Raw genomic sequence first — 20,549 nt, forward strand, 5'->3', positions numbered from 1 at the left:
AATTTTTCTATTTTTTCAAGGTTTTTAGGAAATCCAAAAGCGCAAAAAAGCTAACGGAAAGTCCCATAAGAATCATACTGGCAAAGGCAATGGACATTGGGACCTCCAAACTAGGGGAACGTTCGGGGAGCCCTTGTATCACAAATTGGATTCCGTACAGCATCAATACCATAAATAGCACTATGGTTAGCAAGGATATGAGGTGGGTAATCCATCGTTGCACTTTTTTGCCCAGTCTATTGAAGAACACATCAAAATGAACATAAAAACCATCTTTCATGGCGAGGCCGGAAGCGAAAGCCATGGCATAGATAAAAAAGAAACGCGCCGATTCCTCGGTCCAAGAGGGGGCACTTTCCATATAAAACCGGGCGTATATCTGTATTACAGTGGAGACAATAAGCCCTAAAGAACTGATTAAGGTTCCATATTTGAGGAGAGTGGCCACATATTTTCTAGTCTTCCTCATTTTCGTAACGCTACAATTTCTTGATGCACTTTCTGCATTTCCGGTGAGAGACTTTCAAATAGCGCCTTGCGAGACTTCTTTTCAAAACTTTCCTTGTCCACTTCCACTAATTGCATCCCCTGAGCCTTAAGCTCATCCTGAACTTCTTTCTCATTTTCCAAAAACAAACGATGCTCGTATTCCTGCATATCCTGGGCCGCTTCCAGAAAAATTTTCTTCAAATCCTCGGGGAAGGCCTGGAATTGTTTTTCACCTATTACAGGATAGGTCCAACTGACCACATGCGAGGTTAGGTTAACATAATCCTGAACTTCGGAAAAACCTGCCGCTTTGATCATGGCAAATGGATTTTCCTGGGCCTCTATCGTACCTTGTTGCAGGGAGGTGAAGACTTCCGAAAAGGACATGGGTGTGGGTTTGGCGCCCAAAGCCTGCCAAGCCGTAACAAAGGAAGGTACATTGGGAACCCTAATGATAAGTCCTTTTAAATCATCCGGATGTTTAATGGGACGATTGGAGGTAAGGTGCCTAGGTCCGCGTTGAAAATAACCCAAAGCCCTAAAACCTGTCCTTTCCCGCATTTCTCGTTCCATTCGTTGCCCTATGGCCCCGTGTATTAAGTTTTCCATATGCGCTTCATCCCGAAGTAGAAATGGCATCTCGCAAAAGGCCATGATTTCGATCCAATTGTTCAAAGTAGATCCGGTAACCGTCATATCGATTACACCGGCCTGGATCATTCGTATGGCTTCAATTTCCTTGGCTAGTTGTTCGGAATGGTAATTTTGCAGTATTATCCGTCCGTTGGACCGTTCCTCAAGAATCTCGGCAAAATATTCAAAGGCTTTGAACCAAGTATGATTTTCATTGGTCAGGTGACTGGCCCTAAGAAGGAATTCAGGCTCCTGCTCTGATTTACATTGTAACAACAACAGGCAAGTTAAAATGATGGAGCTACTGAAAAATAGTCTTTTGATGCGGGCCATTTTGGTTTGGAATACTAACTTGCCTATGGAATTTTTGTATTTCTCGGCTTCCTAAAATACTCTAAAATTTCCACACTTAGAAAGTTAGCGTCTTTGTACTTTTGCCAAAATTGGTTTTTATGAATTCCAGAAAGGTGCAATTACAAGCTTTTGATCGTTTATTGACCATCATGGATGAACTCCGTGCCCAATGCCCCTGGGATAAAAAGCAGACCATGCAGACCCTTAGGCATCTTACCATAGAAGAGACTTATGAATTAGGGGACGCTATTCTGGAAAATGACTTGGAAGAGGTAAAGAAGGAGTTGGGCGATTTGCTCCTACACATCGTTTTTTATGCTAAAATCGGTTCGGAGACCCGGGATTTTGATATCGCCGATGTGTGCAACGATATTTGTGAAAAATTGATTAATAGACACCCCCATATTTATGGCGATGTAAACGTGGAGAATGAGGAACAGGTAAAACAGAACTGGGAAGCCATAAAACTTAAAGAAGGTAAAAAAAGTGTTTTGGAGGGCGTTCCCGATAGTCTACCTGCATTGGTAAAGGCAAGCCGGGTTCAGGACAAGGTGGCGGGACTCGGTTTTGATTGGGAAAGGCCAGAACAGGTATTCCTTAAGGTACAGGAGGAGTTGGAAGAACTACAGGATGAGGTTTCAAAATCCGATACGGATCGTATAGAATCAGAGTTTGGTGATGTGCTTTTTTCCATGATTAACTATGCCCGATTTCTAAAGGTCAATCCTGAAAATGCCCTGGAGCGTACCAACAAAAAATTTATAAAGCGCTTTCAATATTTGGAACGAAAAGCGGAGGAGAATGGAAAATCCCTAAAGGACATGACCTTGCCCGAGATGGATGTCTTTTGGGAAGAGGCCAAAAAGATCTAGTATCTTGCTTCTCATCGCCCGTAAGTATAAGCGCAACCTAAAACCAAAAAGAAAATGTCCAAACCTATCCACTATTTCCTTACCGTAGTTTCCTGTATTTACTTTTTAAGCTGCGAATCAAAAAAAGAGACACCGGAACCTGAGCAGCCCAATATCCTATTTATACTTTCCGACGATCATACGTCACAGGCATGGGGAATTTATGGTGGTATTTTAGCGGATTATGTACAGAACGAAAACATAAAGCGCATGGCACGGAATGGGGCCGTACTCAATAATGCCTTTTGCACCAATTCCATTTGCACACCCAGTAGGGGCAGTATCCTTACAGGTCAATACAGCCATATCAATCAGGTTTATACACTTAATGAACCACTGCCAAAAGGCCATCCCAACATCGCCAAGACTCTTGGGAAAGCCAGGTATCAAACTGCCGTGATAGGTAAATGGCATTTGGTGGAACAACCGGAGGGTTTTGATTATTTTAACGTACTTCCCGGTCAGGGCTCGTATTGGGACCCTGTACTAAAGAAAAAAGAAGGATGGAAGGATGGACATGACAGTTCCGGAGGCACTACCTATACCGGCTTCTCTACGGACGTTATTGCCGACTTGACCATAGAGCATTTGGAAAAGCGGGACAGTCTAAAGCCATTTTTGATGTTCTGTAATTTCAAGGCCACGCACGAGCCTTTTGATTACCCTGAACGGTTCGCTTCCCTCTATACCGATCTTGAAATTCCAGAACCGGAATCGTTGTTGGATTTTGGTGAGGAAACTACAGGGAGAACCTTTGGAGGTCAAATTTTGGAGCGCTTGGGTGCGCGATGGGAAGCAGCCACAAAAGACCCGGAAAAATTTTGGACCTCCTATCCTGGATTGCCTTATCCCTTGGACGGACTGGACAGTATTCAAAAAAGAAAAAAAATATACCAAAAATTGGTCAAGGACTTTATGCGTTGTGGAGCGGCCATAGATGATAACATTGGAAAATTGCTCGATTATTTGGAGGAAGAGGGCATCGCCGACAATACCATAGTAATCTATACCGCAGATCAGGGCTATTTTTTAGGGGAACACGGATTCTTTGATAAAAGATTGATCTATGAGGAATCCCTTAGAATGCCTTTTGTAATACAATACCCGAAAGAGATACAAGGAGGCCAGCGCATTGATGACATTATCCTGAATATTGATTTTGCCGCCCTATTGGCCGATTATGCAGGTGTAGCCCCACCCGATTATATGCAGGGAAAAAGTTTTAGGGGTATACTGGAGGGAAATCCTCCCGAGGATTGGAGAAAACAAATGTACTACAGATACTGGTTGCACCACCCGCATAGACCTGCACACTTTGGTATTCGTGACGATCGCTATAAACTGGCCTTTTTTTATGGACAGGATTTGGGGATGAAAGGGACTTCCGATCAAATAACCGACCCACAATGGGAGTTTTATGATTTAGAAGAAGATCCCAAAGAACTTCATAATGCCATTGGTGAGAAGAAGTATGCGGGCATTATTAAAAAAATGAAGGAAGCCCTTTTGGAGGAACGCAAAAAGTACAAAGATCTGGATGAGGATTACCCCATTATGAAGGAGATATTGGCAAAGACCTATAAATAGGGGAGTCCATCCATGGGTATCTAAAGGTGTTAAAAAACTTTTTCACTGTTGTACCCCACGGTGAAATCAACTTTCTATCTTTGTCGGTTCTAATCGCATAATCCTTTGTTCCAACAATACACCAAAGAATTCCGCTATAATTTTAAGCTGGCCTACCCGGTTATTCTGGGTATGTTGGGCCATTCGTTCGTGGCTTTTGCGGATAATATTATGGTGGGTCAACTGGGAACGGCGGAGCTGGCCGCAGTCTCCTTAGGCAACAGTTTTATTTTCATTGCCATGTCCCTGGGTATTGGTTTTTCAACAGCGATTACCCCTTTGGTGGCGGAAGCGGACGGTGCAAAAAACAAAGCCGATGGTAAAAGCGCCTTAAAACACGGGTTGGTGCTGTGTACGCTGTTGGGACTGTCACTTTTTGGTATCATTTTGCTCTGCAAACCGTTGATGTATTCTATGGATCAACCTCCCGAGGTGGTGGAATTGGCGATACCCTATTTAAATCTTGTGGCATTTTCATTGGTCCCCTTGATTATGTTCCAGGCCTTTAAGCAGTTTTCCGAGGGCCTATCACAGACCAAGTATCCCATGTACGCCACTATTCTTGCCAATGTTGTGAATATTGTATTGAATTATTTGTTGATTTTCGGTTCCTTCGGATTTCCGAAAATGGGTATTGTAGGTGCGGCAATTGGTACTTTGGCCTCCCGTTTTATTATGGTCGCTTTTATCTGGTATCTCCTAAGGAGCAAAAAGAAATTTTACGATTACGTTACAGGATTCAATTTTAGGAAAATTGAAAACAAAGTGATGCGGAAAATTATCAATTTAGGATTTCCATCCGCCTTACAGATGTTCTTTGAGGTGGCAATTTTTACTGCTGCCATTTGGTTGAGCGGGGTATTGGGGAAAAATGCGCAGGCCGCCAATCAAATTGCCCTGAATTTGAGTAGTATGACCTTCATGTTCGGGATGGGCTTAGGTGTTGCCGCTATGATTCGTGTCGGTAACCAAAAGGGACTAAAGAATTTTAAGGAATTGCGAAGATTGGCCCAATCCATTTTCTTGCTTACCCTTCTGTTGGAAATCGTATTTGCCACATTGTTTTTATTGGGCAGACATTGGTTCCCTACCTTGTATTTGGATGTGGATGATGTTATGAACATGGCAGATAATACGGAGGTAATTGTGCTGGCCGCCCAGTTACTTTTGGTCGCGGCATTTTTTCAGATTTCCGATGGAATACAGGTCGTTGTTCTCGGCGCTTTGCGTGGATTGCAAGACGTTAAAATTCCAACTTTTATTACTTTTATCGCCTATTGGTTGATTGGTTTTCCCATTTGTTATTACTTGGGATTGCATACCGATTTAAAAAGCACGGGCATATGGATCGGGTTATTGACTGGGCTTACCGCATCGGCCATTATGTTGTATATTCGATTTAATTATTTGACCAAAAAACTAATAGGTTAATCCGTTTTCTTGATTATCCCAAAGGTCGCTTAAAGGTCTTTTTTAAATAGTAACAAAAAACGAATGGAACTGCCAAAATTTCTTTTAGGGGACAATACGGATCATCCCTCCGCCATATTCATAATACATACGGAGTATCCAAGATTTATGATCAATTTGGAAAATGATGAAGTAGAGTGGTTAGAGGACTTTACCAAAGAAGATGAAAAGGAATTGGAATCCGAAGCGGAAAATCTGATACGTGAAGCGACCGATTTTTATGATCGCGAAGTATCCCGATATGAAGAATAGCAACTATGTTGGAACAATTGGTAGCCTATGATAAGGAACTATTCCTCTTCCTAAACAATTTGGGAAACGATACCTGGGATGGATTTTGGATGTTCGTTACCAATAAACTCAGTTGGATTCCACTCTACCTGGCCCTACTTTTCCTTTCCTATAGGCAACTTGGGACAAAAAAAACGGTGCTGCTCCTTCTCAGCGTAGCTGTTCTTATTCTGGTTACGGATCAATTGGCCAATTTTTTTAAATATGGGGTACAACGCTTACGTCCTTGTCACGATATTGAGGTAAATGGTATGATGCGTTTGGTAAAGGATTACTGCGGAGGAAAATTTGGCTATTTTTCTGCGCATGCCGCAAACCATATGGCAGTAGCTTTTTTCTTTACTTATTTGATAGGCAAAAAACGTTGGTATATAGGGGTTTTCCTCATTTTTTGGGCGTTTTTGGTGGCCTATAGTCGTATCTATATTGGGGTGCATTTTCCGTTGGATGTGCTTACAGGCCTAGGAATTGGCCTGATTCTAAGCTGGTTATTTGTAAAGTTGTATATATTTGCACTCAACAGATTTCCTCTATGATATCCAATCTTAGGTATTGGTTTTTACTGTCCTTGATAATTCTGGTTTATATCGCCGGAATGTTCGTTACGCTTTTCGAAAATGACTCCGCCCAATTTGCCGTTATGGCCATGCGGATGGTACAGGAGAACGACTTTTTGTCTCTTTTTAAGGGCCCGGAGGAATATCTGGACAAACCCCATATGCACTTTTGGTTGGCAGCGCTGTCCTTTAAGGTTTTTGGATTGTATGACTGGGCCTATCGTATTCCGGCCATTTTGGCCACTTTTTTAGGAGCATATAGCTGTTATGGCCTTGGAAGATTGCTCTACAATATCCATGTTGGCAAATTGGCCGCGTTGGTCTTTATGACCTCTCAGACCATTGTACTTTCGGTAATCGATGTCCGTACCGATGCGGTGCTCACCGGGTTCACCATTTTTGCCATTTGGCAATTGGCCGCTTATATAGAAAAGAACTCCCTCGTGCATATGGTCTTGGGTGCTTTTGGAGCAGGAATCGCTTTTTCCACAAAAGGACAGATTGCGCTTTTGGTCATCGGGTTGCCTCTATTGTGCCACTTGGCCTATACCCGAAAATGGAAGGCCTTGCTGCATTGGAAAGTTTTGGTTGGGCTTCTGTTTTTTGGAATTGCGATTGCTCCCATGTTGTATGCGTATTACCATCAATTTGATTTGCATCCTGAAAAGATAATCCGTGGCAAGGACAACCGCAGTGGCATCTTTTTTATTTTTTGGGAGCAGAGCTTTGAACGGCTAAGCGGCGAGGGGGTAGGTAAGAATAGTAGTGATTATTTCTTCTTCTTCCATACGTTCTTATGGGTGTTCGTGCCTTGGACCGTCCTAGGACTTACCGCCTATTGGTGCAGGGTAAAGACCTTTTTTAAGCTGAGGTTCAAGTATAACCCCAAGTACGAGTTTTTAACCTTGGGCGGTATCTCTCTTGTTTTTTTAATTATCAGTTTTGCACAGTTTAAACTGCCCCATTATTTGAATATCATTATCCCTCTTTTTTCGGTTTTGACTGCCTCGTACCTCTACAGCCTATATCAATATACAAGAAGAAAGCCGTTGAAGATTTTGCTTGGGATACAATACTTTTTGATTAGTGTGGTATTTATCGCCTCTACCCTCATTCGTTATTTTGTTTTCAAGGCGGAGAATCCTTACGATCACATTTGGACCATATTATTGGGAGGTCTTATCATATATTATGTTCTTAAAAGAGAGGAGTATTATTACCGGTTGATTACCATTTCCATATTTAGTGCCATTCTTCTGAACCTAACGCTGAACATCCATTTTTACCCATCTTTATTGGACTATCAGGCAGGGTCTTCCATGGCCGAAAGGGTAGAGGAAAACGAGGTGCCCAAGGAAAAGATTTATAAGCTTTCTTCCAATCATACTTGGGCCTTGGATTTTTATAATCAGGAGCCCCTAAAAATAGCTTCGTACAATGAGTTACGGAAAAAGAAGGATTTCTGGTTGTACGTCAATGATGCGGAGATTCAGGAATTGCACAAACTGGGTTTCGACTGGGATCGGCAATTTACCGAGAAACAATTCAGGATTACCAGATTGCAAGCGAAGTTCCTTAATCCAAATACCCGAAAAAAGGTATTGAACAAAATGCACTTGATCCATGTGTATTAAATAGCTTGCCTGGGCCAACGGCATTTGAATGCGGATGCATCATTTAGTCCCCAAGCGTCTCCAATTTTGGTTGTCTAAAATGATATACTATTCCAAAAAAGGATACTAGGGCGGTTATCAAAAAGAACACCATACTAATGCTTATCGAAATGCTTTCGTCCAAGGACAACCATGTGGCCCCATAAAAAAAGGTCACTTCCCTACTACCGATTCCTCCTATGGTCAAGGGAAGAACGGCCACTATTGAGGAAATCAGAAAAATGAATAGATAGGGCACTATTCCAGTTGTAAGATATAGGGCCTTGAGGATAAAATAAACACTTATCAATTGGGCCAGTTGCACCAGGGCGGAAAGACCGAAAGACCTCCAAAAAATGGGCAATACATAGTCAAAAAAACGTCTGTTGACCCACCGGAACACGGAAATACTTCCGAGGATTGCCAGGAGAAACAACCATTTGATATCGGTAAGAGTCTTGGCATCTAACAACAAGGCCAGGATACACGCATATACAAACAGTAGTAAAAGTCCACTAAGTCGGTCCAACACCAAAACTGAGACCACCCGTTTTGTACCGACATCAAAATTCTTTTTAATCAGATACCCTTTGTAGGCATCCCCCCCTATTCCCCCAGGAAGAAAAAGGTTATAAAACATACCTAAAAGATTAAGCCTCAAATTGCTTTTTTGGGATAGGGGAACACGGATTTGGTGAAAATATAGGTTTAACCGAAAGGCCGCCAATACTTTGGAAAGTATGAAAAGGGCAAGAGCGGGAAGGAGATAGGAAAGCTTGGTCCTTTTCAGGATATCCAAAACCTCCTGTAGGTCAATTTTGGTGATGACAAAATAAATAAGCGCAATGCTGACAACAATTTTCAGTACTGTTATAAGCTTTTTACGATGTTTGGCCACCTACGGATACTTTTTTGATTCGGTACGGTCTTTTTTGCTGGGACTCGTAATAGGTACGTATCAAAAGTTCCATAACGATGCCAATGGTAAACAGCTGAATACCGGCCAAAATGAACATCATCCCGAACATTAGTAGCGGCCGTGTGCCAATGTCCTCTCCTAGGCCAAGCTTTACGATCAATAAGTAGATATTGATGAAAATCCCCAAAATGATCATTAGAACACCGAATATTCCGAAAAGATGAATAGGACGCTGAAAGTACTTTCGTATGAATAATAATAGCATCATATCCGCCACTACCTTAAAAACCCGCTCCAGTCCATATTTGGATACTCCCGCATGCCTTGCATGATGCTTTACAGGTACCTGTTTGATTTGCGCTCCCTCCAAATGGGCCAACAGGGTAATAAACCGATGCATTTCCCCATAAAGGTTGAGTTCTTTTGCGATATCCCTGGTAAACACTTTCAAGGCACAACCATTGTCCTTGATGTCCAACTTGGTGACCCGACGGACCAAAAAATTAGCGATTTTGGACGGAATCTTTTTTACGAGGGAATCCTTTCTTTTTTGACGTATTCCCGTTACCACATCGTAATCCTCATTTACCGCAAAATGTAGCATTTGTGGAATATCGCTGGAATCATTTTGCAGATCACCGTCCATAGTAATAATATATTCTCCTTCGGCATAATCCAAACCCGCTGCCAAGGCTAGGCTCTGCCCATAGTTTTTTTTGAGTTCCACCAAATGCACCTTGTTATCATTAAGGTCTTTGACCACCTTTCGGGTATTATCCTTTGAAAAGTCGTCTACATAAATGATTTGGTAAGTATACCCGACCAAACTCTCGTGAATTTTTTGGGTAAGGAGGGCCACGTTATCCTCTTCGTTATAAAGTGGTACGACTACGGAAAGGAGTAGAGGCGTTATAGGCTGCATGTATTCGGTTTGTTATCGGGGCAAAGTTATGTTTTTATTCGGAATCGGAATATTCCTGACTGGAAGGCAACTTGTGTCTTCATGATACCCCTATTTCGCTTCCTGTCTGTAGGCTTGTATCAGTTTTTCTGCGGCCGCGAAAGGAGAAACTTTGCTTTGGGTAACTTCTTGGATGATTTTTGGTAATAACGAAGCTACTTTTGGGTTGGAATAAAAGTCGGATTTTATTTGACTGTCAATATGTTGCAGCAGCCAATTTTTGTTCTGTCCCTGTCTATTCAACAGAAAATGATCTGATTGTTTGGCCCGCTCCATGTACCTATCGATTACCTCCCAGATTTCCTGAATTCCGGTATTCTCGCTGGCGGAACAGGTCAGCACTTTGGGAACCCAGCCATTTTCCTTAGGAGGGTAAAGGTGCAGCGCCCTGGAAAATTCGGTCTTGGCCAGTTGTGCGGGTTTTATGTTATCCCCATCGGCCTTATTGATCACTATGGCATCGGCCATTTCCATAATGCCCCTTTTCATACCCTGAAGTTCATCACCAGCTCCGGCCAATTTTAATAAAAGGAAAAAGTCTACCATACCATGTACGGCGGTCTCACTTTGGCCTACGCCCACGGTTTCAATAAGTATCACGTCGTATCCCGCGGCTTCACAAAGAATAATAGTCTCCCGGGTCTTGCGTGCAACACCACCTAAGGAGTCTCCCGAAGGGGAAGGCCGTATAAACGCATTGGGGTCCTTTACCAATTCTTCCATTCGGGTCTTGTCCCCTAGAATGCTTCCCTTGCTCAAACTGCTGGTAGGGTCTACGGCCAGAACGGCCACTTTCTTCCCCTTGGAAGTCAATGTTTTTCCAAAGGTCTCTATAAAGGTACTTTTCCCCACACCAGGCACCCCGGTGATTCCTATCCGGACCGTATCGGATTTTTTTCCCAGGCAATGCTCCAGAATCTCGGTAGCTTTCTTAAGGTGTTCGCCGTTGGAGCTTTCTACAAGGGTTATGGCCCGGGCCAGTGCGGTCTTATTGGAGCTCAAAATACCTTCTACCAGCTCCGCTACGGAAGGTGGACTTTTTCTCTTCCCCTTTACTTTGGAGATACTTTCCTGGCCTGTGTTTTTTGGAATGCTCAACTTTATGGATTAATGGGCACCTTTACTTTGGTATCATCCCAAAAAAGGCCAAGGTACAATTGTTCCCCGTCCTCAAAGCCTATGGTAAAGCTTTCCTGGGGTGATGGTAGTTTTTCAACCGGAACCTGTACTTGTATGACATCTTGAGATTCATCACGGGAAGTTTCCGAACCTCCGCTCAAAAAAGTTACGCCCCATTCCGGGACTTCCTTGTTGAACATGATGGTCCAGTATTCCCTTTGAGGTCTGGTCCATAGGGAATAAGTGCCAGCGGGCAGGTTTTTATCAATGATTTTTACATCTGTTTTGGTACTAAAAGTGGTAGGCTCATTGGCCCCGGTTCGCCAGACTGCATCATAGGGAACAAGTTCCCCAAAAATGACCCGCCCTTTCTTAAAGGGACTGCTATAGGTTACCGAGAGGTCAAAATCATCTTTAATATGGGTCACTGTTTTTTCAGGGCTCTTTTTTTTGGTTTGCTTCAGCATATAAGGCTTGCCCACAAAAAAGAACAAGGCCATCAATACTACGAGCACTATTAAAAACCATTTTAAAAACTTCATGATTACCGGTCTTGATTTCTATAAAACTAAAGTACTAAATCAAACGTAAAGACGGAGGCATTACGATAAATTTCATCGGGTCGTAATATGCAACTAGGGAAGTGTTCATGATTGGGCGCGTCCGGATAATTTTGGGTTTCAAAACAAATGGCCGGAAAATCGGGCGGAGTATACACTACCACCGCTGGTTGGTTGGTTTTTACCTCCAAGGAGATGCCCGATCTTCTGGAAAAGATACGGGCGGCCAAATCCGTTTTTGAATTTTTTACATAAGGGGTATCCAAACGCAATTCCCCAATTTTCCGTTCCGTACGGAAATCATATTCGGTATCAGTGACGGGAACGATATTTCCCGTAGGCAATAAGTTCCTGTCCGTCTCAACGATTTCCGGGCAGTAAAGTTCTAATCGATAGTGATCTATGGACCCCGTCTTATCCAGTCTAAAATAGGAATGGTTGGTCAAATTAATCACCGTAGTCCGATCGGCCGCAGCTTCATGTATGATGTGCAATTCGTTTTCCACCAATTTATAGGTGAGCATCACTTTTAAGTTTCCAGGATAGCCTTCCTCCAAATGTTTGCTATAATAGGAAAGTTTAACAAAAGGCTCAGTACCATAATCTACCTCTTCAATGGTCCAGTACTTTTTTCCGAAGCCTTCCTTTCCACCATGCAGGTGTATTCCTTTTTCACCATATAATGGGAAGGTTTCGCGATCTAGTTCAAAACTGGCATTAGAGATACGCCCGGCATACCTTCCCACACAGGCCCCCAAAAAAACAGTGTCCTCAAGATAATTGTTAGGATAATTGGATCCTACCACCACATTAGTGGACCTGCCCTTTTTGTCCTTTACCAGAAGTTTTTGAATGATGGCACCGTAGTCCAGTACGATTAGAGTAATGAAGGGAGTACTTATGGTAACCTGTTTCAAGACGAAATCATTAATTTCCCTATAAAAATAGTCTTTTTTGCAACATCGGGTTTTTTGTCCCGTCCTTAGGATAACGACACCGATAAAACCAACAACGAAACTGGCCAATGTTTCAAATTGATGTAGTAGAGCAATGCAAGGCAAATGACCGAAAAGCACAGCTGCAACTGTATAATCAATACTGCAGTGGCATGTTCTATGTGGCTATGCGTTTTGTGAAAAATAGCAGTGATGCGGAGGATATCATCCAAGAGTCGTTCATAAAGGCCTTTCAAAAAATACATCAATTTAAGGGGGACGTAAGCTTTGGAGCTTGGCTCAAACGGATTGTAATCAATAAGAGTATCGATTTTTTAAAATCGAAAAAAGAGCGATTGGTGCCGTTGGATGAAAATTATATGCAGGTTGTGGAGGATAATGATTGGACTGTGGAAGATGGTATAACCTTGGATGAGGTAAAACTGGCCATGGAACAATTGCCGGAAAAGTACAAGTATGTGGTGATGATGTTCTTGTTGGAAGGCTATGACCATCACGAAATTGCAAATGTATTGGGGTTGAGCGAAACGGCCTGTAGAACACGATTATTGCGGGGCAAAGGGTTTTTGAAGGAACTTTTAAAAAAGAAAAGATATGGGACAGGATCTTAGGGAAATGTTCAAAAGGGAAAATAAGGCCGGAAAATTCCAAATGTCGGAAGGTCATGAAAACCGGTTTTTGGAACGTTTGGAAGCCGAACTTCCTAAACGGAAGAAGTCCTCATTTTATATTTTAAAAATTGCAGCATCCATTTTAGTACTGCTTAGTATTGGAATTGTCAGTTATAAAGTATTGACGGGAGAGGATACCATCAAGACCACCGTTGTGGAAAAAAATGACCCATCCAAGGAAAAGAAGGGTATTTCCTTTGGTGACCTGTCACCCAATCTTAAGAAAGTAGAGGACTACTATGTAACCAACATCAACCTAGAACTTTCCAGATTGCAGGTGTCCGAAGAAAATAAAATACTGGTGGATAGTTTTATGGACCGGCTGGCCGATCTAAACACTGAATACGAAAGGCTTAATATGGAACTGAACGATATTGGGCCTAATGATCAGACCATAACCGCCTTGATCAAGAACCTACAGTTAAGGTTACAATTATTGCAAAAATTAAAAGGAAAATTAAGCGAGTTAAAATCATCAAAAAATGAACAAGTCAAAAAGAATACCATATAGTGCCATCCTAGTTTTCATATGTATGGGCATTTGGTTTGCAAATGCCCAGAAACGTACAGAGACCTATAACGAGACCTTTGTTGTCACCGATAATACCGTATTGGAATTAAATACCAGTCATGCGGATATTGAATTCGAGACCTGGGACAAGGACCAGATCGGTATTGAAGCCGTGGTAACCTTGGAGGGTGCCACAGAAGAGGAGGCTCGGCACTATTTTAAGAAGGATCCTATAACCATAATGGGCAACAGTAAAAGGATAGAGATACATACAAACTCGGGAAATTCCTGGTCATTTGCACCTTCCTTTAATATGTCCATGGATATTCCTGAAATTGAGCCTTTTATCGTTGATATTCCCGAAATTCCCGAATTCCCGGAATTTGCAGAACTTCCTGAATTCCCGCCCCTTCCCGTAGTCCCCTTTCATGATTTCGATTATGAGGCCTACAAGGAAGATGGTGAAAAGTATTTGAAAAAGTGGCAGAAGGAATTCGGCAAGTACTTTGACGAGGAGTATAGGGAAAGAATGGAAGCGTGGGGGAAAAGGATGGAGGCCCGAAGCGCCGAAAGGGAAAAACGGAATAAAGAAAGATTGGAGGAACGGGAAAGGGGTCGGGAAGAACGTTTACAGGCCAGGGAGGCCGCCAGGACGGAACGTATGGAAAGAATGGAGGAAGCAAGGGAAAAACGCGCCGAAGCCCGTGAAAAAAGAATGGCCGCCCTTGAAGCACGAAAAGTGGAACGATTTATCTACCACGACTCCGTTTACCCCTTTATTGCAGGAGACAGTCTCGGGAGATTGCCGAACACCTTTTATTTTCATAGTGATGGGGAGCACAAAAATTACAAGGTAAAGAAGACCATTAAGATAAAGATGCCAAAGAATACCAAGATAAAGATGAACGTACGCCATGGGGAGGTAAAACTAGCGGAGAATACCAAAAACATCAACGCAACGCTATCCCATGCCTATTTATGGGCGAGTACTATAGATGGTGACCAGACTGACATTAAGGTCTCCTATTCTCCGGTTAGCGTACAGAAATGGAATTACGGGCAATTGCAAACAGACTATTCTGAAAATGTAGATTTACGGGAAGTCCTCAACCTTCGCTTGAGCGCTACCTCGTCTGATGTTTCCATAGACCATTTATTAAAAAGTGCCTTTATAAAAAGTGATTTGGGCCCTCTGCACATCAATACGGTATCCGAGAACTTTGAGGAGCTGGACGTTACCTTACAAAATGCCGAATTGATCTGCAATTTGCCCCCCACCGCCTATGCCATATACATCAATGGCACCAACTCCAAGGTCAATTGCCCTGAGCAGCTAAAACTTGACCGAAAAAAGAATCGCAACACAGAAATCGTAAAAGGGTATCATTTGGATGAGAACAACAAGGCATCCATCGTTATCCATTCCAAGTACAGCAATATCCTTTTGGATTGATTATTCTTCGAGCAAGAGCGTCCCAAAAATATCCGCATTGATCCACCCCTGATTTTTATCCTCTCCCGGAACAAATACCGATCCAATAAAGTTTTCCCTTTCCGTACTGCTATCATTGTCACAATACGCCAAGGCAAAACCTATTTTCTTAGCGCTATTTAAAGTTTTTGGGATATTGTTTCCCCCATCGACATAAGTATCGTCATACACATAAATGGCTATTTCCCAAGTTGTGGTCTGTCCCTCGGTGGTATGTTTGGAGACTATGTGTTCGTTGTATAGTTGTGGTTCCTTATTTGGCGCAAGATCTACCACGTTTCCGTCCAGGGCAATATGATAGGCAAAGGCATTATGGCTAAATTGGTGCAATCCCCCGGAATTGTCCTCATCGATAAAGACCTCCACGCAATCGTCGTTCCACCATAGTTTAAGGGGATCTTTGTACTGATCAAATAGGACATCGTCGGTTATCTCTACCAGAACGTAGAGGGCATCCTCATCCCAACTCAACTTATAATGTCCGTTGAAATCGTCATGCTCATAGAATCCTCCCAACCAGTTCTGGTCCAGGGCATGCCAGTTGGCGTGCGCCCAAATATTTTCGGTAGCCTTACCGTCGATAGCAATAGGATGTGGACTTTTTTTAACGGAAATGATGTGATGGTCTTCCTTTTTTTTTGTGGTATTACAGCACATGCAAAGGAAAGCCAAGCATAAGGTCATTGCAGCTTTCATCAGTAATAAGTATTGGGGTTACTCTATTAAAGATAGCAATTTTTGGCACTTCTTACCGCTTTTCGAAAAAGCAATGTTAAAATGCAAGTCTTATTTCCTATGCTAAAGATTCAAATCGGACTTCCAATGCACGATTTTTTCGTTGTGCATGGCATCGAGTCCCATTTGTACGCAGACCGCGGCATTGGCACCTGTAGCGATATTGGATATGGGCTCCGTATTGTTCGCAACGCTCTCCCTAAAATCCATTAAGGCCTGTTTGCTGGGATCTTCATGATCCACTTCAATGGGGTAGCCCTTGCCCTCGTCCCATTTTAGGGTAGCTCCGGCCACACCGTCTACTTCGCCCATTTCCTTGTTCTTTTTGCCCTCTGGGTAGTACCAGGCTTTTGCATAATCCATAATCACGGTACCTTGGTCGCCCATCACCTTTATTTTGTAGTCGTTCATGGCATTACTGGTCAAACAAGTGAATTTTGCCCTTACTCCACTAGGGTAGCTATAGAGCAGGTGAATGTTATCATAGGTTTCCCTACCGTCCTTCCAATAATCGATACCGCCTACACCCATTACTTTTTCCGGGGTTTCTCCCAAGACCCAATTGGAGAAGTCGATTTGATGGGAACAGAGTTCGGCGACCAATCCGCCGGAAAACTCACGGTACATACGCCAGTTGATCAAACGTTCCAATTTGGGATCGGGCACGGGTCGCCGCCAATTCCCGTTTCGGTTCCATTGGCACTCAATAGCAGCAATTTTTCCGATTTCCCCTTTTTTGATCATGTCCACAACATAGGTATACAACCGTGAGCTGTGATATTGGTGCCCGGTCTGAAAGATTTTATCAGAGGTCTTGACCTTATTGACTAGATTCTGTATACCATCGAAACCCTTGGCCAGGGTCTTTTCACAGTAAACGTGCAGTCCGGCATCCAAGGCATCCAAGGCAATTTTGGAATGGGTATTGAACGGGGTTGCGACCAGTACTGCATCCAGGTCCGGGTGTTCCAAAAGTTTACGATAATCTTTGAAGCCCTTGGTTTTGCCTTCTGCCTTTTTAAGTCCCTGTTCCAATCGGAATGGAAGAACATCACAGCAGGCAATAACGTTGAAGTTGCTAATCTGATTGATCAATGGGATCAATCCACTGCCACGGTCTCCTGTGCCTATCACTCCAATATTTAAGGTTTCATTGGCACTTTCCTTTTGTATGATCTGTCCCATTGCCGTTGCGGATGTTGCCACCGCAGCCGAGGCAAGGCTACTTTTTACCACAAATTCCCTTCGCTTCATTTCAATCTATCGTTTCTTTTTACTTGTTATATGTCTTTTGGATTAGATTTTCGGCTCCCAACCGTTTTCGTATTCCCTTTTCCAATTTTTCATGGCTTTTTCACTGTTCAGCACCTTTCCGGTAGTGGTATCGATCTTTAGCATTTCCCCGGCATCCTGGGCCATGTTGCCCAGATGGCACAGCATAGTGGAGAAGCTGGCATCGTTGATGTCTGCATGAAGGGACTGATCTTTTCGAATGGCCGCAAAAAAGTTGCCTACGTGATCTACGTCCAATCCGCCTATACCTTGGGTATTGGTCGTTGCACTGGCCGATTTTTCATACTCAGCCTTTATGGGATTCCCCTGAAGATCGAACAACTTATAGAAGTTGCGATCCAATTGAATGGATCCCTTGCTTCCATAAATAGTGATGCCCCTTCCTGGTCGGGTCGGTTTTAACACACCGCGACTGTGTCCCGTCCATGTGATAAATTTATTACCGGGAAAAGCATAAGTCACCTGTTGGTTGTCCACAAACTCCCAATCATCGTCATAAGTGTATTTCCCCCCGAATGAAGTAACCGTTTCGGGTAGGTCCACGCCCAAGGCCCAGCGGCAGATATCGATTTCATGGGTTCCGTTGTTGTGTACCTCACCGGTACCCCAGGTGCGGAACCAATGCCAATTGTAGGGATGGATATTGTCCCGATAACTTTCTCGGGGAGCAGGGCCTTGCCAAAGCTCCCAATCCAAGGATTTGGGTACGGGTATTTTGTTTCCCTTACCTATGGAACCCCGATTGTTGGAGTAGTAGGCCTCACCTTTGTAGACGTCGCCAATAATTCCATTTCGGATATCCTCAATGGCCATGATGGAGGTCCGTGCCGAACGTTGCTGGTTGCCCATTTGCACCTTCTTACCATATTTTTTCTGGGCCTGAACCAAAAGTTGATTTTCATGTGCGTTGTGGCTACATGGTTTTTCCACATACACATGTTTTCCAGCCTGGAGCGCCATAATGGCCATGGGTGCATGCCAATGTTCCGGAGTGGCGATAAAGACGGCATCCACGTCCTTGTCCTCCAAAATCTTTCGGAAATCCTTTTCTACCTTGGGCACATAACCAATATTCTCTTGGCACCAGGCATTGTGCTCCTCAATAATTCTGTCATCAACATCACAATTGTATAGAATTAGGGCATTACTATCCGCATGTATGGCCTTTACATGGGCCTTGGCCCGGCTCCGTACCCCGATAACGGCGCAATTGATATGATCATTGGCCCCAAGGACGCGGGCGTTGCCCAAATTGGGCATTACCAGTCCGCCCAAGGTAATTGCCGCGGTACCCGCCGTTGTTTTTTTAATAAACTCCCTTCTGTTCGTACTCATTTGGTTTAAGTTATAAGGTTGATAAAATGCCTTTGACGTAGCCCATGGATTCGGCCATTCCCGGCAGTGGATCCTTTGCTTCCGCTTCGTATTCCAAAGCCAGTGTGCCTTGGTATTCTATTTTTTGTATTGTTCTTAAAAAGGTTGGAAAATCGATGGTACCCCTGCCTATAATACAGGTCTCCCCTTCGGCCTTTGCCGCGGTAACATCCTTTAGGTGGATATCAAAGACCCGATCCGAAAAAGCGGTGACATCCGCCGCAGGATCGCGACCGATACGATGGGCATGGCCGATATCAATACATAGTCCCATACGGGAATCCCGGTTTTGAACCTTTACATAGGCATCCTCAGGACTGGAATACAGTTTATCTCCTGGTCCATGGTTATGAATGGCGAGCTTAATATCGGTTTCCTTTACTTTTTCTTCCACATAATCCAATAATTCATGGTTAGGCACCCCGATGATCATTTTCATGCCGGCGGTCTGGGCATAGGTAAAGGCCTGATCCACCTCGTCCTTGGTCTTCATATAAATTACCCCGGCACCATACAGCTCAACGCCTTTCTGTTTGCATAGGGCCACTGCCTTTTCAATAGTTTCCTTATCGGAATCCAAGGGAAGGTGCATGCTCTTAAAAGTAATCCGATCCACTCCGCATCGCAAGGTCATATCCAGGGCCTCTTCCATGGAAAATTCACGAAGCGTATAGGAGGCCACCCCAAGCTTTAGGACTACTTCCACTGGGTCTGGAGTACCCTTTAAACCGGATGCCTTGGCTATTTCCGGAAGGGTAACAGTCGTGACCCCTACAATTCCGGCGGATGCTTTTTTTATAAAATTTCTTCTACTTTTCATATCGGTCTTCCTCTTTATTCCCTAGTCCCATCTTTGTACCGTTACGGACTGCGTTTTGGATGGTGCCTTTTCTATATGGAACAGGCAAAAACCAGCAGGGAAAATCTACAACGTTTGCGTAAATTTAGGTACAACTGGATTCAAAAGCCACTAAACTATGACTATCCGATAAATTTACAAATAAAAAAGCGACCGAATTAGGGTCGCTTTGCAATTGATGATCAAAAAAAGGATTAATGCGAATCCTTCTTTAGATAATCCCCGAAATTCTTTTTAAACCGATTGAGACGTGGAATGGACACGTTGGTGATATAGGAATTATTGGGATGTTTTCGTTCGTAATCCTGATGGTATTCTTCAGCCTTCCAAAACTTACTGAATTCAGTGACTTCTGTGGTGATAGGTGCGCCCTCATAGACGTTTTGCTCCTTTAAGGCCGCTATATAACCGTCTATGATTTTCTTTTCCTGTACATTCTTATAAAAGGCAACGGAACGGTATTGTGGTCCCCGATCAGGCCCTTGCCGATTTAAGGTGGTGGGATCATGGGAACCGAAAAACACCTGTACCAATTCTACAAAGGATATCACTTTAGGATCGTAGTAGACTTCCACGGCCTCGGCATGCGTGGTTTGTCCGCGGGCTACTTGCTCATAGGATGGATTTTCCTCACTTCCACCAGAATATCCGGAAACGACCTCTTTGACCCCTCTTACACTCTCAAAAATGGCCTCCACACACCAAAAACAACCACTAGCAAAATACGCGGTCTCGTAGGCACTTAAGTCTTGGGATGACATTTGGGCCATTTCCTTGTTTTCTTCCTGGCCCATGGTATCAATGACCACTTTTTTGTTTTCATTGGCCTTGGATTGGCAACTACCCAAAACCAAGAAGGAAAGGACCAAAAAGAACGTTTTTAAGATTTTCATGTGTTTAAAATTTTTAACTGTCTGTAAATAAGATATATAAAAATTTAAGAACCCATGCAACCCTGCCTACGGCAGGCAGGCACTTGTTGCATTCGTTCTCTCATGAATTTATTTTAGTCGTTTCACTTTGTGTAGTTTTTGATTAAAAAAATTCATGTTCGTTTCATGTATTTTTCTTTTTCAGGGTTTGTAGCCGAAGTTACCACCTCCTTACGGGAACTTT

At 43.3% G+C, this 20,549-nt stretch carries 21 protein-coding genes; 9 read left to right on the top strand and 12 right to left on the bottom strand.

What is annotated here, in order from left to right; all coding sequences use genetic code 11:
• Window positions 1-7 precede the first annotated feature (7 nt).
• Entirely contained in the window at window positions 8-469 is a 462-nt protein-coding gene (locus D7Z94_RS17580; protein ID WP_120712863.1) for a TRAP transporter small permease, read from the bottom strand.
• A complete protein-coding gene (locus D7Z94_RS17585; RefSeq protein ID WP_211341801.1) occupies window positions 466-1,398 on the bottom strand; it encodes a TRAP transporter substrate-binding protein in 933 nt (310 codons plus the stop codon). The genes D7Z94_RS17580 and D7Z94_RS17585 overlap by 4 nt, the downstream gene beginning before the upstream one ends.
• 176 nt (window positions 1,399-1,574) lie before the next feature.
• Here D7Z94_RS17585 and mazG point away from each other — a divergent pair, with 176 nt between their 5' ends.
• From mazG to D7Z94_RS17615, 6 genes are all read left to right on the top strand, one after another.
• Window positions 1,575-2,348, top strand: coding sequence for a nucleoside triphosphate pyrophosphohydrolase (gene mazG, locus D7Z94_RS17590; RefSeq protein WP_120712865.1), 774 nt, complete (start codon window positions 1,575-1,577; stop codon window positions 2,346-2,348).
• Window positions 2,349-2,402: 54 nt separating this feature from the next.
• On the top strand, window positions 2,403-3,974 hold the full coding sequence (locus D7Z94_RS17595) for a sulfatase family protein (RefSeq protein WP_120712866.1): 1,572 nt from the start codon (window positions 2,403-2,405) through the stop codon (window positions 3,972-3,974).
• A 105-nt stretch (window positions 3,975-4,079) separates the two neighbouring features.
• Window positions 4,080-5,444 (top strand): MATE family efflux transporter, encoded by a 1,365-nt coding sequence (locus tag D7Z94_RS17600; RefSeq protein WP_120712867.1) that lies wholly within the window; start codon window positions 4,080-4,082, stop codon window positions 5,442-5,444.
• A 63-nt stretch (window positions 5,445-5,507) separates the two neighbouring features.
• Window positions 5,508-5,735, top strand: a complete 228-nt coding sequence (locus D7Z94_RS17605; protein ID WP_120712868.1) for a hypothetical protein — start codon at window positions 5,508-5,510, stop codon at window positions 5,733-5,735.
• 5 nt (window positions 5,736-5,740) lie between these two features.
• Window positions 5,741-6,310, top strand: a complete 570-nt coding sequence (locus tag D7Z94_RS17610) for a phosphatase PAP2 family protein (RefSeq protein WP_120712869.1) — start codon at window positions 5,741-5,743, stop codon at window positions 6,308-6,310.
• Complete coding sequence (locus D7Z94_RS17615; RefSeq protein ID WP_120712870.1) at window positions 6,307-7,965, top strand: ArnT family glycosyltransferase; 1,659 nt, start codon at window positions 6,307-6,309, stop codon at window positions 7,963-7,965. Before D7Z94_RS17610 ends, D7Z94_RS17615 begins: the two co-directional genes overlap by 4 nt.
• A 43-nt stretch (window positions 7,966-8,008) precedes the next feature.
• Here D7Z94_RS17615 and D7Z94_RS17620 read toward each other — a convergent pair whose 3' ends face one another.
• The 5 genes from D7Z94_RS17620 to D7Z94_RS17640 all read right to left on the bottom strand — a co-directional run bounded on the left by D7Z94_RS17620 (window position 8,009) and on the right by D7Z94_RS17640 (window position 12,567).
• On the bottom strand, window positions 8,009-8,881 hold the full coding sequence (locus tag D7Z94_RS17620) for a lysylphosphatidylglycerol synthase transmembrane domain-containing protein (RefSeq protein ID WP_120712871.1): 873 nt from the start codon (window positions 8,879-8,881) through the stop codon (window positions 8,009-8,011).
• Complete coding sequence (locus D7Z94_RS17625; protein WP_120712872.1) at window positions 8,865-9,824, bottom strand: glycosyltransferase family 2 protein; 960 nt, start codon at window positions 9,822-9,824, stop codon at window positions 8,865-8,867. The genes D7Z94_RS17620 and D7Z94_RS17625 overlap by 17 nt, the downstream gene beginning before the upstream one ends.
• Before the next feature lie 90 nt (window positions 9,825-9,914).
• Window positions 9,915-10,961: a methylmalonyl Co-A mutase-associated GTPase MeaB gene (meaB, locus tag D7Z94_RS17630; protein WP_120712873.1), complete on the bottom strand. Its 1,047-nt coding sequence runs from the start codon at window positions 10,959-10,961 to the stop codon at window positions 9,915-9,917.
• Between the two features lie 2 nt (window positions 10,962-10,963).
• Window positions 10,964-11,524: a DUF2911 domain-containing protein gene (locus tag D7Z94_RS17635; RefSeq protein ID WP_120712874.1), complete on the bottom strand. Its 561-nt coding sequence runs from the start codon at window positions 11,522-11,524 to the stop codon at window positions 10,964-10,966.
• 26 nt (window positions 11,525-11,550) lie between these two features.
• A complete protein-coding gene (locus D7Z94_RS17640; protein WP_245967238.1) occupies window positions 11,551-12,567 on the bottom strand; it encodes an aldose epimerase family protein in 1,017 nt (338 codons plus the stop codon).
• Here D7Z94_RS17640 and D7Z94_RS17645 point away from each other — a divergent pair.
• From D7Z94_RS17645 to D7Z94_RS17655, 3 genes are read left to right on the top strand one after another with little or no spacing between them, the layout of a single operon-like run.
• Complete coding sequence (locus D7Z94_RS17645) at window positions 12,567-13,109, top strand: RNA polymerase sigma factor (protein ID WP_120712875.1); 543 nt, start codon at window positions 12,567-12,569, stop codon at window positions 13,107-13,109. The two genes, D7Z94_RS17640 and D7Z94_RS17645, sit on opposite strands and share 1 nt — an antisense overlap.
• Window positions 13,093-13,680 carry a hypothetical protein gene (locus D7Z94_RS17650; protein WP_120712876.1) on the top strand — a complete coding sequence of 196 codons (588 nt, stop codon included), beginning with the start codon at window positions 13,093-13,095 and terminating at the stop codon, window positions 13,678-13,680. Before D7Z94_RS17645 ends, D7Z94_RS17650 begins: the two co-directional genes overlap by 17 nt.
• Window positions 13,652-15,133, top strand: coding sequence for a CCDC174 family protein (locus D7Z94_RS17655; protein ID WP_120712877.1), 1,482 nt, complete (start codon window positions 13,652-13,654; stop codon window positions 15,131-15,133). Before D7Z94_RS17650 ends, D7Z94_RS17655 begins: the two co-directional genes overlap by 29 nt.
• Here D7Z94_RS17655 and D7Z94_RS17660 read toward each other — a convergent pair whose 3' ends face one another.
• The 5 genes from D7Z94_RS17660 to msrA form a co-directional block, all read right to left on the bottom strand.
• Complete coding sequence (locus D7Z94_RS17660) at window positions 15,134-15,868, bottom strand: sugar-binding protein (protein ID WP_120712878.1); 735 nt, start codon at window positions 15,866-15,868, stop codon at window positions 15,134-15,136. It lies immediately after the preceding gene.
• Between the two features lie 102 nt (window positions 15,869-15,970).
• Window positions 15,971-17,161: a Gfo/Idh/MocA family protein gene (locus tag D7Z94_RS17665; protein WP_120712879.1), complete on the bottom strand. Its 1,191-nt coding sequence runs from the start codon at window positions 17,159-17,161 to the stop codon at window positions 15,971-15,973.
• Window positions 17,162-17,203: 42 nt separating this feature from the next.
• The gene (locus D7Z94_RS17670) at window positions 17,204-18,535 is read right to left on the bottom strand and encodes a Gfo/Idh/MocA family protein (protein WP_120712880.1); all 1,332 of its coding nucleotides are present in this window, start codon (window positions 18,533-18,535) and stop codon (window positions 17,204-17,206) included.
• A gap of 10 nt (window positions 18,536-18,545) precedes the next feature.
• Window positions 18,546-19,394 carry a sugar phosphate isomerase/epimerase family protein gene (locus tag D7Z94_RS17675; protein WP_120712881.1) on the bottom strand — a complete coding sequence of 283 codons (849 nt, stop codon included), beginning with the start codon at window positions 19,392-19,394 and terminating at the stop codon, window positions 18,546-18,548.
• Between the two features lie 233 nt (window positions 19,395-19,627).
• Window positions 19,628-20,326, bottom strand: coding sequence for a peptide-methionine (S)-S-oxide reductase MsrA (msrA, locus tag D7Z94_RS17680; RefSeq protein WP_120712882.1), 699 nt, complete (start codon window positions 20,324-20,326; stop codon window positions 19,628-19,630).
• Between the last annotated feature and the right edge of the window lie 223 nt (window positions 20,327-20,549).

The sequence above is a fragment of the Ulvibacterium marinum genome, assembly GCF_003626755.1.
Classification (GTDB): domain Bacteria; phylum Bacteroidota; class Bacteroidia; order Flavobacteriales; family Flavobacteriaceae; genus Ulvibacterium; species Ulvibacterium marinum.

Coding starts and splice junctions, on each gene's coding strand:
- D7Z94_RS17580 (WP_120712863.1), bottom strand. CDS start 469: ATGAGGAAGACTAGAAAATATGTGGCCACTCTCCTCAAATATGGAACC.
- mazG (WP_120712865.1), top strand. CDS start 1,575: ATGAATTCCAGAAAGGTGCAATTACAAGCTTTTGATCGTTTATTGACC.
- D7Z94_RS17595 (WP_120712866.1), top strand. CDS start 2,403: ATGTCCAAACCTATCCACTATTTCCTTACCGTAGTTTCCTGTATTTAC.
- D7Z94_RS17605 (WP_120712868.1), top strand. CDS start 5,508: ATGGAACTGCCAAAATTTCTTTTAGGGGACAATACGGATCATCCCTCC.
- D7Z94_RS17610 (WP_120712869.1), top strand. CDS start 5,741: ATGTTGGAACAATTGGTAGCCTATGATAAGGAACTATTCCTCTTCCTA.
- D7Z94_RS17615 (WP_120712870.1), top strand. CDS start 6,307: ATGATATCCAATCTTAGGTATTGGTTTTTACTGTCCTTGATAATTCTG.
- D7Z94_RS17625 (WP_120712872.1), bottom strand. CDS start 9,824: ATGCAGCCTATAACGCCTCTACTCCTTTCCGTAGTCGTACCACTTTAT.
- D7Z94_RS17635 (WP_120712874.1), bottom strand. CDS start 11,524: ATGAAGTTTTTAAAATGGTTTTTAATAGTGCTCGTAGTATTGATGGCC.
- D7Z94_RS17645 (WP_120712875.1), top strand. CDS start 12,567: ATGTTTCAAATTGATGTAGTAGAGCAATGCAAGGCAAATGACCGAAAA.
- D7Z94_RS17650 (WP_120712876.1), top strand. CDS start 13,093: ATGGGACAGGATCTTAGGGAAATGTTCAAAAGGGAAAATAAGGCCGGA.
- D7Z94_RS17655 (WP_120712877.1), top strand. CDS start 13,652: ATGAACAAGTCAAAAAGAATACCATATAGTGCCATCCTAGTTTTCATA.
- D7Z94_RS17660 (WP_120712878.1), bottom strand. CDS start 15,868: ATGAAAGCTGCAATGACCTTATGCTTGGCTTTCCTTTGCATGTGCTGT.
- D7Z94_RS17665 (WP_120712879.1), bottom strand. CDS start 17,161: ATGAAGCGAAGGGAATTTGTGGTAAAAAGTAGCCTTGCCTCGGCTGCG.
- D7Z94_RS17670 (WP_120712880.1), bottom strand. CDS start 18,535: ATGAGTACGAACAGAAGGGAGTTTATTAAAAAAACAACGGCGGGTACC.
- D7Z94_RS17675 (WP_120712881.1), bottom strand. CDS start 19,394: ATGAAAAGTAGAAGAAATTTTATAAAAAAAGCATCCGCCGGAATTGTA.
- msrA (WP_120712882.1), bottom strand. CDS start 20,326: ATGAAAATCTTAAAAACGTTCTTTTTGGTCCTTTCCTTCTTGGTTTTG.